Origin of the sequence: Pseudomonas sp. BS-2016 (assembly GCF_001806145.1) — a bacterium.
Classification (GTDB): domain Bacteria; phylum Pseudomonadota; class Gammaproteobacteria; order Pseudomonadales; family Pseudomonadaceae; genus Aquipseudomonas; species Aquipseudomonas lundensis.
The window spans coordinates 47,523-61,057 of record NZ_MLCT01000037.1; the positions used below are offsets into that span (position 1 = coordinate 47,523).

Consider the following 13,535-nt stretch of genomic DNA (forward strand, 5'->3'; position numbering starts at 1 on the left):
GCCAATAACGGGGCTAATTTGCGTTAAAAGTTGACCGAAGCACTCAAACGGGCGGTCAGCGGTGCGCCCTGGAACACATAGTTGTCGCCCATGTAATCACCCACGTCGCGCCAGTAACGCGTGTCGAACAGGTTGTCGACGGTCAGTCGGAACACGGTGTCGTAACCGTCGATACGGGTGCTGTAGCGGCTCCCGATGTTGAACACCGCATAGCTGGCGGCCTCCACGTTGCCTTGTGGGTTGGCGTATTTTTTACCGCTGTACTGCACACCGCCGAGCAATGCCAGGCCATCGACCCAGGGCAGGGCGTAGTCGCCATACAGGCTGGCACGCAGGGTGGGGACGTTAAGGGTTTGGTGCCCTTCGTAGGCCGGGGTGCCGCTGCCCGACACCCGCGCGCGGATCGCCGCGACACTGGCAGCCACCTGTAAACGCGGAGTCACGTGGCCATTGGCTGCCAGCTCCAGCCCAGTATTTTTTTGCTCGCCCTGTTGCACGTAGGTGAACTTCCCGGCGCCGTCCGGTTGCGCGTACTGGTACCCCTGGCGCAACTGAAACAGCGTCGCGCTGAGGCTCAGGCGTTGCCAGTCGTACTTGATCCCGGCTTCGATTTGCCGCGACACGCTGGGGGGCAGGATGTCGGGAGCATTGGTGGCAAACCAGGGCGTCGTGCCGCCCAGCGACAAGCCTTTGCTGTAACGGGTGTACAGCGACAGGTTATTCAGCGGTTTATAGATCAACGCTGCCTGTGGCAAGAACGCATAGCGTTGGGTGTGGCGGGTGGTGACGCCGGTGCTGTCGAAGGCCTTTTCGTCCAGACGCACTTCGCGCGCGCCCAGTACGGTGTGCCACTGTTCGTTGAAGCGGATGCGGTCGTTGAAAAACACCCCGTACTGGCGGCTGTCGAGACGACGGTGGCTGTCGTTCAGGGCGCCGGTGTAGCGGGGGAACTGCTCAGGTTCGGCATCGATGTTGCCGCTGCCGACCCATTCCATGATTTGCTCGCGATTATTAACGACGCGCCGCAATGCGCTGCTGCCCACTGTCAGCTCATGGTCTAATGCCCCGGTGTTGAAGGCGCCGCTCAGGGTGGCCTGGGCTTCGTCATTGCGCCGGGTGTCGTCGGGGCTGCGGAAGTCGTAAATGTCGTAGCCGCCTGCCGGGGTGAAATAGTTGCCTTGCGAACACGCCGTCCCTTGCGAACAACCGCCCCAGGCAAAGGCGCTGTAGTCATCGATCACCACCTTGCTGCGCGACGCACTGAGGTTGCCTTTCCAGTTGTCACTGAAGCGGTACTCAAAACGGCCATTGAGGTTCAATGAGTCGAGGGTGACGGGCTTGGAGCCGCTTTGATGGCCGAGCAGTTTTTTGGGGGACGCGCCGTGGGGCAGTTCGGTGCCGCCCAGCAGTTGGTAGCCGGGCACCGAGCGCTGTTCCTGGGTCTGGTACTCGACATCCAGTTGTAAGAGCGCATCGGGGCTGATGTTCCAGTCGAACGCCAGGGACATGAAATCACGCTGGCCGTTGGCGTGTTCAACGTAAGAATGAATGTCTTCATGGGCCACATTGGCCCGCAAGCCAAATTGTTGTTCGCTGCCGAACCAACCGCCGACGTCGGTGGCAATGTAGCCGCTGCCGCGGTCGTCGGTGGACACCGTCACCGAGCGCACATCGGCGGCGCGCTTGGTCACGTAGTTGACCCGCCCGCCAGGCTCCGACACTCCGCTTTGCAGGCCAGACAGGCCCTTGAGCAATTCCACTTGCTGTTTGTTTTCAAGGCCGACGTTTTGCTCGCCGGTGATGGTGCGCCCATTGATCGCGTAGCTGCTGGCCGCGTTCAGGGAGAAACCGCGCACCACGAAGTTCTGGTAGTAACCGATGGGGGCGTAGCTTTCGCCCACGGAGGCATCATTTTTCAACACATCGCTGAGCAGGCGTGCCTGTTGATCCTGAATCAGCGCTTGGGTGAAGACCGAAACAGCCGCCGGGGTGTCCAGCAAGGGCGCCGCGTCAAACTCGCCCACCGACGCGGTGTCTGCCTGATACCCGAGGCTGTCTTCGCCGGTGACTGAAATGGCGGGCAGCTCGGTTTGGCTGGCCTGCGCCGTCTGAAAAGCGCTGGCAAGCAGCAGGCTGACACTCAAGGTCGTGAACGCAAAACGCGGCAAAGGCTTACCCATGAAAACTCCTGAACGTCCCGCCCTGGCGCGCACGCACAGGCTCGCGAAGACGCCAGCCTGCGTGTGTGTGTGCACAGGTCGATAGGTGTCTGGCTGATGGCCAGATCTTTGAGGCGCGCAGGGTAGCATCTCCGGGGCATTGAATCCGGCACTTCCTGCACGGGATGGATGGCGCCGTAATCCGCTGAAACGATGCAACTGCAACAGGTGTAGTGTGACAAAATGCCTCGCCGCCCGGATCCAAGTGCACGAACGGCGCTGTGAGAAGCCTATAGAATGCCGCCCTGTTTTGCTTCGGGCCGCAATCGCGTGCATGGCACGTGTTGTGTATGCAAAACGTGCGTGCCGGGGCGCCCGAGTCAGGGCCTTGTCAGACCTTCGATAGCGAGTCATACATCCTTTAAATGAACACTCCCAACGTTACACCCTCTGCCAATTGGCAACCGGTCATCGCACTGGCGCTGGCCGCATTTGTGTTCAACACCACGGAATTCGTGCCTGTGGGGCTGTTGAGCGCCATTGGCGCCAGTTTTGACATGACCACAGCCAGTGTCGGGCTGATGCTGACGATCTACGCCTGGATTGTCTCGTTGACGTCACTGCCGATCATGCTGCTGACACGCAACGTCGAGCGCCGCAAGTTGCTGTTGATCCTGTTTGCCATGTTCATCGCCAGTCACGTGCTGTCCAGTGTGGCGTCCAACTTTGGCATTCTGTTGCTCAGCCGGATCGGGGTAGCGTTGTCCCATGCGTTGTTCTGGTCGATTACGGCTTCGCTGGCGGTACGCCTGGCGCCAGAAGGCAAGCAAGTGCAGGCGCTGGGGTTGTTGGCCACGGGCACGTCGCTGGCCATGGTCTTGGGGATTCCCCTTGGCCGCTTGCTGGGCGAGGCGATGGGCTGGCGCACGACCTTTCTGGTGATTGCCGGTCTGGCGGTGGCGCTGGTGTTTTGGCTGGCCCGCAGTCTGCCGTTGCTGCCCAGCCAGAACTCCGGTTCGTTGCGCAGTTTGCCGGTGTTGTTCAAGCGTCCGGCGTTGGTGGCGGTGTACATCCTGACCGCGCTGGTGGTCACGGCGCAATTCACTGCGTACAGCTACATCGAGCCGTTTATTCAGACCGTGGCCGGGTTGAGTGGCAATGTGGTGACCCTCATCCTGCTGTTGTTCGGTGGCGCCGGGATCATCGGTTCGCTGCTGTTCAGCGTGCTGCATCGCCACAGCCCGCAGCGCTTCCTGATCGCTGCGGTGTCGGTGCTGGCGCTGTGCCTGGCACTGCTGTTGCCGCTGAGCGGCAACGAGGCGTATTTGGCAACCCTCAGCCTGTTTTGGGGCATGGCCATCATGTGTTTCGGCCTGGCCTTGCAGTCGCGGGTGCTGTCGCTGGCGCCGGACGCCACGGACGTGGCCATGGCCATGTTCTCCGGCATCTACAACATCGGCATCGGCGGTGGCGCACTGTTGGGTAGCTGGGTGGGCGTGCACGCGGGCTTTTCTTACATCGGCGTCACGGGCGGTGGATTGGCAGGCGTGGCCTTGGCCATTTACTGCGTGAGCATGTACCGCATCAGCCGTTCGCCCGAGCACACCCCGCCAGCCGAGTAATCGTGCGAGCCGCAGACGCCCCTGTAGCGGGGCTTCACGCCTGACGCTCGCCAACCGTGGTCGTGGGGGAGCGGTGCGGTGCGGCCGGGCCGGGCTGCGCACGCCGGGGCCGGGCGGGTAAAACCGCAGCTTGCAGCTGGGCCGCCGCCGGGTGTTCAAAATACAGGTGCGGCGTGACTTCACGGTCTTCCACTAACGTGCCTTCTGCCAGCACCACCACGCGCTGGCAGAAATGCTTGATCAGGCTCAAGTCATGGGTAATCAGCACAAAACCGGTGCCCGATTCGCGGCGGATGTCCGCCAGCAGTTCCAGGATTTGCACCTGTAAGACGCGGTCGAGGTTGGACAGGGCTTCGTCAAGGATGATCAGTTTGGGCGCCACTGACAGCGCCCTGGCAATCCCGGCGCGCTGCAACTGGCCACCACTGAGTTGCGTGGGGATTTTGTCGCCGTCACAAGGCAGCAGTTTGACCTGACGCAGCAACTGTTCTACCCGTGCCTTGCACGCCGCTTCACCCATGCCCGCCAAATGCCGCAAGGGCTCGGCAATGCTCCAGCCGATGCTGCGTTGCGGGTTGAAGGCACTGAGGGCGTCCTGAAACACCATTTGCACCTGTTGCAAAAACGCTTTGCCGGGGCCGGTGAGCGGCGCTGAACGGAATGTAACAGTGCCCTGGTCAGGGCTTTCCAGCCCCATGAGCAGGCGGGCGAGGGTGCTTTTGCCGCTGCCACTGCTGCCCAACAAACCGAGGTTCTGCCCTTCGATCAAGTCAAGGTTCAGCCCGCGTAACACGTCGACCCGATGCCGTTTGCTGAACAGGCCGCCCGCGGTATAGCCGTGGCTGACGTCGCGTATCTGGAGAAAACTCATGGCGCGTAGGCCTCCCGGGTCAAGGTGCGGTGCGCGGCCAGCAACGTCTGCGCTTCAGGGCTGTGGGGGGATTCGAACAAGCGGTGCACATCGACCTGTTCGACGATTCGGCCGTGGGCCATGACGCTGACCTGATCGCAACTGCGCGCCACCACGCCCATGTCGTGGGTGACCAGCAACACGCCGAGGTTGCGATCGACTACCAGCCGCTCCAGCAGGTCGAGAAAACGTGCCTGCGCCACCACGTCTAGATCGCTGGTGGGCTCGTCGGCCAGCAAGAAACGGCTGTCGGCCAGCAGCGCCAGGGCAATCATCATGCGTTGCAACATGCCGCCGCTGAGCTGAAAGGCAAACGAATCCAGCACACGATCGGCGTCTTCGAGCCCCACTTCGCGCACGGTGTCGAAGATCAGGCGGTGCGCTTCGCTGCCGCGGACATGGCGGGTGTCGAGGGTTTCCAGCGCATGGTGGCGTAATGAACGCACCGGGTTGAACGCACTGCGCGGGTTCTGCACCACCAGCGCCACGTCCCGCCCGCGCAGTCGGGCCGGATCTACGCGGTGGCCGTCCAGGTGCAATATGCCCGCGCTGCGCTGCACGCCGGGTGGCAGCAGGTCGAGGATCCCGGCACAGGTCAGCGACTTGCCCGAGCCGCTGCCCCCTACCAGCCCATGAATACTGCCTGCGCTGAGGGTCAGGTCGATCCCGTCCACCAGCGTGCGCTGCTGATGACGGAGGGTCAGCCCTTGCAGTGTCAATGTGTCCTTCATTCCTTGATCTCCGCCAGCACGCCGGGGTCGAGGCGATCGCGCAAGGCATCGCCCAACAGGTTGAACGCCATCACCGCGAGGAAAATCATCAGCCCCGGCCACAGCAGCAGTTGCGGGTGAGTCCAGATGAACTCCTTGGAATCATTGATCATGACGCCCCATTCAGGGGTCGGCGGGCTCACCCCCAGGCCAAGGAAGGACAACCCGGACACGTGCAGCATCATGTGCCCGATGTCCATTGAGGCCAGTACCAGCAATTGCCCGACCACGTTGGGCATGATGTGCTGGCGCAAGCGGGTCAGGCGCGAGGCACCGGCCAGCCGCGAGGCCAGGACGTAGTCGCGATTGCGCTGGGCGATCACCATGCCGCGCACCATCCGCGCATACCAGGCCCAGTGCGACAGGGCGATGGCAATGATGACGTTGGTCAGCCCGGTGCCAAGCACAGCGATCAGAAAGAACGCCAGCACCAGCGTCGGAAAGGTCAGGAACATGTCGCACAGGCGCATGAGGAACATGTCCAGCTTGCCGCCGATAACCCCCGCAATGCCGCCGATCACCACCCCGAGAATCAACACCAGCCCGAGGGTCAGCACCACGCTGCCCAACGACAGCCGGGTGCCGACGATCAAGCGCGACAACACATCGCGACCCAGATGATCGGTGCCCAGCCAGTGAGCCGAGCTGGCAGGCAGCAGGCGGTCGTCGAGGTTGACCAGCGTCGGGTCGTAAGGCGACAGCCAGGGACCGAGCAGCGCCATGAGCAACAGCAGCGCGACCAGTGCCAGCCCCACGTGCAGCCCGCGCCGGGGGCGGGGCAGGGTTGTTGCCGCTATCGCCGTCATGCCATCACCCCCGCTAAGCGTGTGCGCGGGTCGAGCCACGCATAACAGATATCCACCACCAGATTGCACAGCACCAACAATGTGGTCAGCAGCAAGGTGAAGCACTGCATCACCGGGAAGTCGCGGTTAAGCACGGCGCTCACGGCGAAGCGGCCGACGCCGGGCCAGGCAAAGATCGTTTCAATCACCAGTGCGCCACCGAGCAGTTCGCCGATGTGCATGCCGGTGGCGGTGACCAGCGGCATCCACGCGTTGCGCAGTATGTGATCACGCCACACCCGGCGCTCATTCAGGCCGCGGGCACGGGCATAAAACACATGGCGGTGTTGCCGCACGTCCAGCAGGCTGGCGCGCAACAGACGGGCGTTGATTGACATCGACATCAGCGCAATCGCCAGTACCGGCATGACAAGGTGCGCCGGGCCGCCGCGGCCCATAGGCGGTAGCCAGCCGAGCCACAGCGAGAGCAGGGCAATCAGCAAGAATGCCAGCCAGAAATTGGGCATCGACACGCCGATAAAGGTCACGAAGCGCACCACGTGATCGGGCCATTTGCCCTGCCAGCGGGCGGCGGCCAGCCCCAAAGGAATGCTCAGCGCCAGTGTGACCAGCAGCGCCAGAGCGCCCAATTGCAGGGTGGCGGGCAGGTAGTAGAGCACGTCATCCAGCACCGGCCGGCCGGTGATATACGACACGCCGAAGTCCAGATGCAGCGCGTTCCATACCCAGCTCAGGTATTGCTCAGGCAACGGGCGATCCAGCCCGAGCGCCTGTCGCGCTTCGACCAGTGCGCTATCCGTGGGCGGGATTTGTGACAGGCGCAGGTAGTCCAGCGCCGGGTCGCCGTTGCCCATGTGCAAGAGGAGGAACACAATCAGCGACACCCCCAGCAGCACCGGAACCAGCAAGATCAGACGTAACGCGATATATCGCAACATGGTTCAAGGCTTCCCGCTGGCTGGACGCATGACATCGAACGGCACGTCAAACAGCGTGCTGCCAAACTGCACATTGTCGACCGTGGGGCGGCTCACACTGATGGCCGTGAGGTAGGAAATCGGCAAATACACCGCCTGCTCGTGGAGCGTGGTGAGGATGTCGCGATAACCTTCGGCACGTTGTTTTTCGCGGGTCTCACCCAGTACCTGAGCAATTTTTCGGTCGATGGCGTCTTTCATCGGCAAGCCGCGCTGGGCCATGTAATCGGCATGGCCGGCATAGCGCATCGAACTGACAAACGAATGCGGGTCATACGGCGCGCCCCAGGTGTCGGCGAAAATCATGCCGAAGCGGCCTTCACGTTGCCGCTGCACCAATGCGCCGTCTTCTTCGGCGCGTAATTGCACCTGCATCCCGACCTTGGCCAGTTCACCCTGAATGATCTCGGCCAGGCTTTTTTGCAACGCGCTGGTGCCCAGAAATACCAACTCCACGCTCAGCGGCTGGCCGTCTTTTTCCCGTATGGTTTTGCCTGGCGGTAGCGTCCAGCCTGCGGTTTGCAAACGCTCGCGGGCTTGTTGCCGGTCGAAACCCAGCGCTTTAAGGCCCAGGTCGGTGTACGGCAGGTTGTTGGAAAACAGCGCATCGGCACGCGGTTCAAGCCCGTACAGCACCTTGGCGATCAGGGTGTCCTTGTCCACGGCCTGGTTGATCGCCTGGCGCACGGCCAACTCGTTGGTCGGCACGCGCGCAGTATTCATCGCGACCAGCCGGGTGGCCAAAGGCGCCGAGAGCGCGGTTTTGAACCCGGCGTCCCGCAAACGCACGAAGGTGCCGGACGAAATCTCGCCATCGGCGCCTTGGATCAGGTCGATGACACCGGTTTGCAGGGCGATGGCGCGGCTGTCGGGGTCAGAAATGACGTTCACCAACACCGAGCCGTAAGCAGGTTTATCACCCCAATACTGGTCATTACGGGCAAACCGGTCGTATTCGCCGCGTCGGGTCTCGACCAGTTTCCACGGGCCGGTGCCCACAGGTGCCCCTTTTTGGGCGTTGGGCGCACCAAAACGCAGCGGACGCACCTGGGCCAGTTCCATCAAGGTCGGGTAATAAGGGTGCTTGAGGACCAGCACCAACGTGCGCGCGTCCGGGGCCTCGACGCGATCAAGGGTGCTCACCAGTTCCATCCACTGATGGCGTTTGGCATTGGCCAGCACTGCGTCGACGTTGGCTTTGGCGGCCGCGGCAGTGAACGGGCTGCCATCACTGAAAGTCACGCCTTCGCGCAGGGTAAAGGTGTACGTCTTGCCGTCGGCAGACACCGTCCAGTGCGTGGCAAGCCACGGTTCCAGCTGCCCCGACCGGGTGTAACGCACCAGCGGCTCATAGACCATGGCTTGGGCGTACATCTGATTGGGCGAGTACCCTCGTGGGTCAAGCGGCCCTGCATTGGTGGGCTAGGAGTAAGTCAGCGTCGGCGCATCGTCCGCAGCGTGGCTGGGTGCGATGCCGCTTGAGAGGCAGCATCCGAGTAGCCACAGGCCAAGCTTCTTTTTCATCGACGGCTGCTTCAAACTGGCGCTCCCTCTAATGATGGCATTTTGGATTTCATGCAATGGGTATGAAGTCTATGTGAAAAGTTCATAAACGCGAGGCAAGATCCATGCAAAGAGTCACCATCTCCTTGGACGACGCCTTGTTGGCGGTTATTGATGAGCGCGTCACCACCCATGGTTATCAAGGGCGATCGGAGGCGATTCGGGATTTATTACGCGCCGGACTGCTGGAGCCGGAGGCGGCAAACCCCGACGACACCTGCGTGGCTACCCTGAGTTACGTGTACGACCATGGCACCCGCGAGCTGTCCAAACGATTGAACAGTGCCTTTCACGAACATCACGACCTGACCTTGTCGACCCTGCACGTGCACCTCGATCAGGGCAAATGCATGGAAGTGTCGGTACTCAAGGGCTCGATCAAACACGTCACCGCACTGACGCGCCAGGTGATGGCCGAACGCGGGGTGCGGCATGGCGCTGCACAGATCATCCCGTTGCCCACGGACGAAGGCGGGCATTCGCATTAAAGCTGCGGGTTGATTGGAGGTAGGTACACCTCTCCAAGGTCGGAGATACCTGAGCTCGTCCAAAAACCTGCGTTTCACAGGCAAGTAAGGCGGTGCACTTAAAAATAAACAACCGAGGCAGACCATTAGTCAGCAGGAGGGTTTCGTGTCCGACTGCGCTTGCGCTCCCATTCCGTTGGAAGCGTAAAGGTATAGACACATACCATCACAGGGGGTGGTCTAAAGTATCGCGATCGCACACTGAAATTTGACAAGGAATAACGCATGTTTCATGGGGTTACGGCACTGATCGCGTTGTATGTCATCGCACGTTTCATCGGGCCAATGCGGGTCAGCACGCCAAGCAAATGCGTGTTGGGCGTGCTGCTGTTACTGGTGGCCGAGCATCATCTGATCACCCGAATCAGGTTTGGCAGCATGGCTTCGCCTGAGATACCCGGCGAGGTGCTGATGGCATTGGGTTGGGCGTTTGGCAGCCTGATCGTGCTGGCGCTGCTGTTGTTGGTGCGCGACGGAATTGGCCTGTTGATGTGGCTGGTGTCACGTGCGCAGGGGCGCGCGCTGTGGCGCAATCGACGCCTGAATGCCGCGTTGGGCATCGTTAGCGTCGGCTTGGCACTGCTGGGCGTGTGGCAAGCGATCCGCGTGCCGGATGTGAAAACGATGGACATCACCCTGGCGCATCTGCCCCCGGAAATGGATGGCTTGCGCCTGGTGCAATTGACCGACCTGCACGCCAGCCGACTGTTGCAAGCGCCCTGGATGCAGGCAGTGGTCGATAAAACCAATGCCCTGCAACCGGATGTGACCCTGATCACCGGCGACCTGGTGGACGGCACCCCGTATGCCCGTGCCGATGATGTGAAACCACTGCAACAGTTGCGTGCCCGCTATGGGGTGTTCGCCATCCCGGGCAACCACGAGTATTACGTCGACTATGTGCACTGGTTGCCGGTGTTCGAGCAGTTGGGGGTGCAGATGTTGCTCAACCGTCACGTGCTGGTGAGCCATAACGGTCGCCAACTGGTGCTTGCCGGTATCACCGACAAGGCGGCTTCACCGCTGCGCCTGCCGTTGCCCGACGTGGCAGGGGCGTTGCGCGATGCTCCCGAGCAGGCGCCGGTGATACTGCTGAGCCATCGCCCGATTGGTGCCGTGGCCAACGCCCGGCAGGGCGTTGACCTGCAACTGTCGGGTCACACCCATGGTGGTCAAATCTGGGGACCGCACCTGCTGGCGCAATGGGCCAATCAGGGGTTTGTCTCGGGGCTTTATGACGTAGAGGGCATGCAGCTTTATGTCAGTAATGGCACCGGGTTGTGGAACGGCTTCCCGATTCGCCTGGGACGCCCGGCAGAAATCACGCTGATTACCTTGCGTTCGCCTCACGTCAAGCGTTGATCCACCCCAGCGTGAGGGCGGTTAACAGTGCATAGCGCGCTCCTTTGGCCAGCGTCACAATCAGCACAAAGCGCCACAGCGGTTCGCGCATCACCCCGGCGATCAGCGTCAAGGGGTCGCCAATGACCGGCACCCAGCTCAACAGCAGCGACCAGTGCCCATAACGCAAGTAAAACCGCTGCGCTCGCTCCAGTTTGGCCGCGCTCACAGGAAACCAGCGTTTGTCACGAAAGCGCTCGACCGAGCGCCCCAACAGCCAATTCAAGACCGAGCCCAAGACATTGTCAGCGGTGGCCACGAGCAACAGCAACGTCACACTGTACGGGGCAGACAGCAGCATCCCCACCAGCACCGCTTCAGATTGCAGGGGCAATAACGATGCCGCGCCCAATGCGGCGAGGAACAGCCCGATGTAACTGGTGATTTCAAACACGTGAGCGTGGCTCTGGACGCTATGCACGGGATAGCGGAGGGCGGCTTTTTAGCATCAATCGCCACGCGGTGCCTACAAAAAAGGCGCTGCCTGCGCAGCGCCCCCGGTCTCGCCACACTCAGCGAAACTCGAACAGTTCCACGTGCAGGTTCTGCGCAGGCACACCGTGTTCGCGCATCAGTTCACGCACCCGTTGCAGCAGCCCCTTAGGTCCGCAGAAGCTGATGTGCACAGACTCAGGTGCGGTGTGGGTCAACAGCTGACGCAAGTGATCTGCCAATTGCGCAGTCCCGCCGCTATTGGCCATGAACTGCACCCCCCGTTGTTCGGCCACGCCCTGCAATTGTTCGGCCGGCGGGAAGGCACGGGCGGGGTTGAAGCAGTAGATCAGGGTCGCTTTGTCGAACCGCTCGCCCAAGGGGTCTTGCAGCCAGGCGATAAAAGGCGAAATGCCGACCCCAGCACCAATCCAGATCTCTTTTGCCGCGCCGCTCGGGCGTTTGAAGTGGCCGTAGGGCGCGTAGATGTCGGCCACCATGCCGACCTTGACGCGCTCACGCAGTGTTTTGGTGTAGTCCCCCAAGGCCCGGATCACAAATTCAAGCTGTCCGTTTTCGCGGTGGGCACAGGCAATGGTGAACGGGTGGGGCTCACGCAAGCCCTTTTCCTTGAAGGACAAAAACGCAAACTGACCGGCCTTGAAGTCAAAGCCTTTGCCTATCGGAGCGAAGGTCAGGTGCAACGCCGCTTTCTCGCTGCTCACCTCGATTACCCGGTATTCACCGGCACGGGCGACAAAGGGGTAGAGCAGTAGTTTGTAGAGCGCCGCCACTACGCCAAGGGCGCAGAGTACGCTGAGCCAGATGCCTGCCGGGCTGAACAGGGTGATGGGGGATTTGAAGCTCAGCCAGTGCAGGATGACAATCAGAAACAGCGGGCCGGACAACTTGTGCCACCAGCGCCAAACGCTGTAGGGGATGTTGCGGTTCAGGGCGAGCAGCACAATCATGCCCAGTGCCACATAGCTCAACTGGCGCACCATGCGTGTCCAGTATTTGGACAACTCCATGATGGGCACGCTGTTCCACACATCGAGGTTGGCCTTGAACACCAAGTGGTAGGAGGCGAACACCAGCGCCCAGATCCCCAGCCATTTGTGGGTGTCATAGACGCGGTCGAGGCCGCCGAACAGGTGTTCAACGACTCGCCAGCGGCTGGCCAACAGGCAGGAAACGGCCATGTAGGCCAGCGCCGTGGTCCCGAGAATCAAGCTCAGGGTGGCGGAAGTGAGCCAAGTGTCGGCGGGGATTTCCAGCAGCAGTGTCAGTGTTGTAATCAGCAAGATACCGACGAGGCAGTGCCAGTTCTTCACGGGTTTACTCCATTCATCAATCCGTTGTGGGTGAGACTGAAGACCGGCCCTCCTTGGGGTTTCAGGGGGGCCGGAGTTTATCGGGAATCGCGAAAACAACCTGTGATCCCGGTCAGGTCGCCAGCGATTACTCGATATACAACCGGTGCATCACATAGCGCAGCGAGGCTGGCAGGGTCTGGCCGTGGCTCATGCCGGTGAACGGGTGATAGTCCACACTCAGCCCTGCAACGCCCTGCATATCCGTGGTCAACTGCTGCATCAGCCGGGCCGGCGGGCCAACGACCGGCCCTCGCGGATTGCCGGGTTCATCCGTGCCGCGCATCAACAGCAACCGGGTTTTAGGGTCCGCTTTGCGGGTTTTCAAGTCGTTCAGCTGTTTGGCCACGATGCCGTCCCCCCACCAGAGTGAAGGGCTGGCCGCCGCATAGTCAGCAAACTCGCCAGGGCGGGTGCGCAGGGCGTGCAACACCAGCAAGCCGCCGTAGGAGTGGCCCCACAAGGCTTGTTGTTCACGGTTGATCGGTGCCTTGGCAGCCACCGCAGGCAGTAGACGATCACGCAACAGGTCAAGGAACACGTCGGCACCGCCACTGGGCTGTCCGGTCAGCGGGTCGGTCTGGTCTGTGAGCCCTGGGCGCGGCGGTGTGTAGTCATAGGTACGGGCGGTGCGCTCGATGCGCAACGGCGTGTCGTAACCCACGGCCACCAGCAGTGGCGCCTTGCCGTGGGCCAATTGGCTCAGCAGTTCGGCATCCAGCGCACCGACCGCAGCGTTACCGTCGAGCATCCACAGCACCGGGAAACCGCCCTTGGGCGCCGGTGTCACAGGGCGACCGATCCACAACTGGTAATGCCGCTGACCGTCCGCCGAGTCGATCAGCAAGCGACTGAAGCGATATGCCAGGTCCGTACGTTGCAGCAGTCGGGTGTCCATGGGCTGGTCAGGCGCTGGCCGTGCGTGCGCCGCGTACCCCGGCAAGACGAGGGCAAGCAGCAGCACCAGAGGGCGTGTGAGGTGTTTCATCGGGCTG

Annotated in this window: 11 protein-coding genes and 1 pseudogene; 3 read left to right on the forward strand and 9 right to left on the reverse strand. The window is 61.7% G+C overall.

What is annotated here, in order from left to right; translation table 11 throughout:
• Positions 1 to 23 precede the first annotated feature (23 nt).
• The gene (locus BKD70_RS20110; RefSeq protein ID WP_047274717.1) at positions 24 to 2,180 is read right to left on the reverse strand and encodes a TonB-dependent siderophore receptor; all 2,157 of its coding nucleotides are present in this window, start codon (positions 2,178 to 2,180) and stop codon (positions 24 to 26) included.
• Positions 2,181 to 2,584: 404 nt separating this feature from the next.
• Between BKD70_RS20110 and BKD70_RS20115 the strand changes: the two genes are divergently transcribed.
• Positions 2,585 to 3,781 (forward strand): sugar transporter, encoded by a 1,197-nt coding sequence (locus BKD70_RS20115; protein ID WP_047274716.1) that lies wholly within the window; start codon positions 2,585 to 2,587, stop codon positions 3,779 to 3,781.
• 34 nt (positions 3,782 to 3,815) lie between these two features.
• Here the strand turns inward: BKD70_RS20115 and BKD70_RS20120 are convergent, their stop codons facing one another.
• The 5 genes and pseudogenes from BKD70_RS20120 to nikA form a co-directional block, all read right to left on the reverse strand.
• Entirely contained in the window at positions 3,816 to 4,652 is an 837-nt protein-coding gene (locus BKD70_RS20120; RefSeq protein WP_047274715.1) for an ATP-binding cassette domain-containing protein, read from the reverse strand.
• Positions 4,649 to 5,422 carry an ATP-binding cassette domain-containing protein gene (locus BKD70_RS20125; protein WP_047274714.1) on the reverse strand — a complete coding sequence of 258 codons (774 nt, stop codon included), beginning with the start codon at positions 5,420 to 5,422 and terminating at the stop codon, positions 4,649 to 4,651. The genes BKD70_RS20120 and BKD70_RS20125 overlap by 4 nt, the downstream gene beginning before the upstream one ends.
• Positions 5,419 to 6,267: a nickel ABC transporter permease subunit NikC gene (gene nikC, locus BKD70_RS20130; RefSeq protein ID WP_047274713.1), complete on the reverse strand. Its 849-nt coding sequence runs from the start codon at positions 6,265 to 6,267 to the stop codon at positions 5,419 to 5,421. The genes BKD70_RS20125 and nikC overlap by 4 nt, the downstream gene beginning before the upstream one ends.
• Positions 6,264 to 7,205 carry a nickel ABC transporter permease subunit NikB gene (gene nikB / locus BKD70_RS20135; protein ID WP_047274712.1) on the reverse strand — a complete coding sequence of 314 codons (942 nt, stop codon included), beginning with the start codon at positions 7,203 to 7,205 and terminating at the stop codon, positions 6,264 to 6,266. Before nikB ends, nikC begins: the two co-directional genes overlap by 4 nt.
• Before the next feature lie 3 nt (positions 7,206 to 7,208).
• A pseudogene (gene nikA, locus BKD70_RS20140) lies at positions 7,209 to 8,783 on the reverse strand (nickel ABC transporter substrate-binding protein).
• An 89-nt stretch (positions 8,784 to 8,872) separates the two neighbouring features.
• Between nikA and nikR the strand changes: the two are divergent.
• The gene (gene nikR / locus BKD70_RS20145; protein ID WP_047274710.1) at positions 8,873 to 9,295 is read left to right on the forward strand and encodes a nickel-responsive transcriptional regulator NikR; all 423 of its coding nucleotides are present in this window, start codon (positions 8,873 to 8,875) and stop codon (positions 9,293 to 9,295) included.
• A 264-nt stretch (positions 9,296 to 9,559) separates the two neighbouring features.
• On the forward strand, positions 9,560 to 10,696 hold the full coding sequence (locus BKD70_RS20150) for a metallophosphoesterase (protein ID WP_047274709.1): 1,137 nt from the start codon (positions 9,560 to 9,562) through the stop codon (positions 10,694 to 10,696).
• Here BKD70_RS20150 and BKD70_RS20155 read toward each other — a convergent pair.
• The 3 genes from BKD70_RS20155 to BKD70_RS20165 form a co-directional block, all read right to left on the reverse strand.
• The gene (locus BKD70_RS20155; protein WP_047274708.1) at positions 10,686 to 11,129 is read right to left on the reverse strand and encodes a YqaA family protein; all 444 of its coding nucleotides are present in this window, start codon (positions 11,127 to 11,129) and stop codon (positions 10,686 to 10,688) included. The genes BKD70_RS20150 and BKD70_RS20155 overlap by 11 nt on opposite strands.
• A gap of 118 nt (positions 11,130 to 11,247) precedes the next feature.
• Entirely contained in the window at positions 11,248 to 12,501 is a 1,254-nt protein-coding gene (locus tag BKD70_RS20160; RefSeq protein WP_047274707.1) for a ferric reductase-like transmembrane domain-containing protein, read from the reverse strand.
• A 127-nt stretch (positions 12,502 to 12,628) separates the two neighbouring features.
• Positions 12,629 to 13,528, reverse strand: coding sequence for an alpha/beta hydrolase (locus tag BKD70_RS20165; protein ID WP_047274706.1), 900 nt, complete (start codon positions 13,526 to 13,528; stop codon positions 12,629 to 12,631).
• Positions 13,529 to 13,535: the final 7 nt, after the last annotated feature.

Excerpts from the sequence above, each read along its gene's own strand:
- BKD70_RS20110 (WP_047274717.1), bottom strand. The coding sequence starts at position 2,180 with ATGGGTAAGCCTTTGCCGCGTTTTGCGTTCACGACCTTGAGTGTCAGC.
- nikC (WP_047274713.1), bottom strand. The coding sequence starts at position 6,267 with ATGACGGCGATAGCGGCAACAACCCTGCCCCGCCCCCGGCGCGGGCTG.
- nikB (WP_047274712.1), bottom strand. The coding sequence starts at position 7,205 with ATGTTGCGATATATCGCGTTACGTCTGATCTTGCTGGTTCCGGTGCTG.
- BKD70_RS20150 (WP_047274709.1), top strand. The coding sequence starts at position 9,560 with ATGTTTCATGGGGTTACGGCACTGATCGCGTTGTATGTCATCGCACGT.
- BKD70_RS20115 (WP_047274716.1), top strand. The coding sequence starts at position 2,585 with ATGAACACTCCCAACGTTACACCCTCTGCCAATTGGCAACCGGTCATC.
- BKD70_RS20125 (WP_047274714.1), bottom strand. The coding sequence starts at position 5,422 with ATGAAGGACACATTGACACTGCAAGGGCTGACCCTCCGTCATCAGCAG.
- BKD70_RS20165 (WP_047274706.1), bottom strand. The coding sequence starts at position 13,528 with ATGAAACACCTCACACGCCCTCTGGTGCTGCTGCTTGCCCTCGTCTTG.
- nikR (WP_047274710.1), top strand. The coding sequence starts at position 8,873 with ATGCAAAGAGTCACCATCTCCTTGGACGACGCCTTGTTGGCGGTTATT.
- BKD70_RS20120 (WP_047274715.1), bottom strand. The coding sequence starts at position 4,652 with ATGAGTTTTCTCCAGATACGCGACGTCAGCCACGGCTATACCGCGGGC.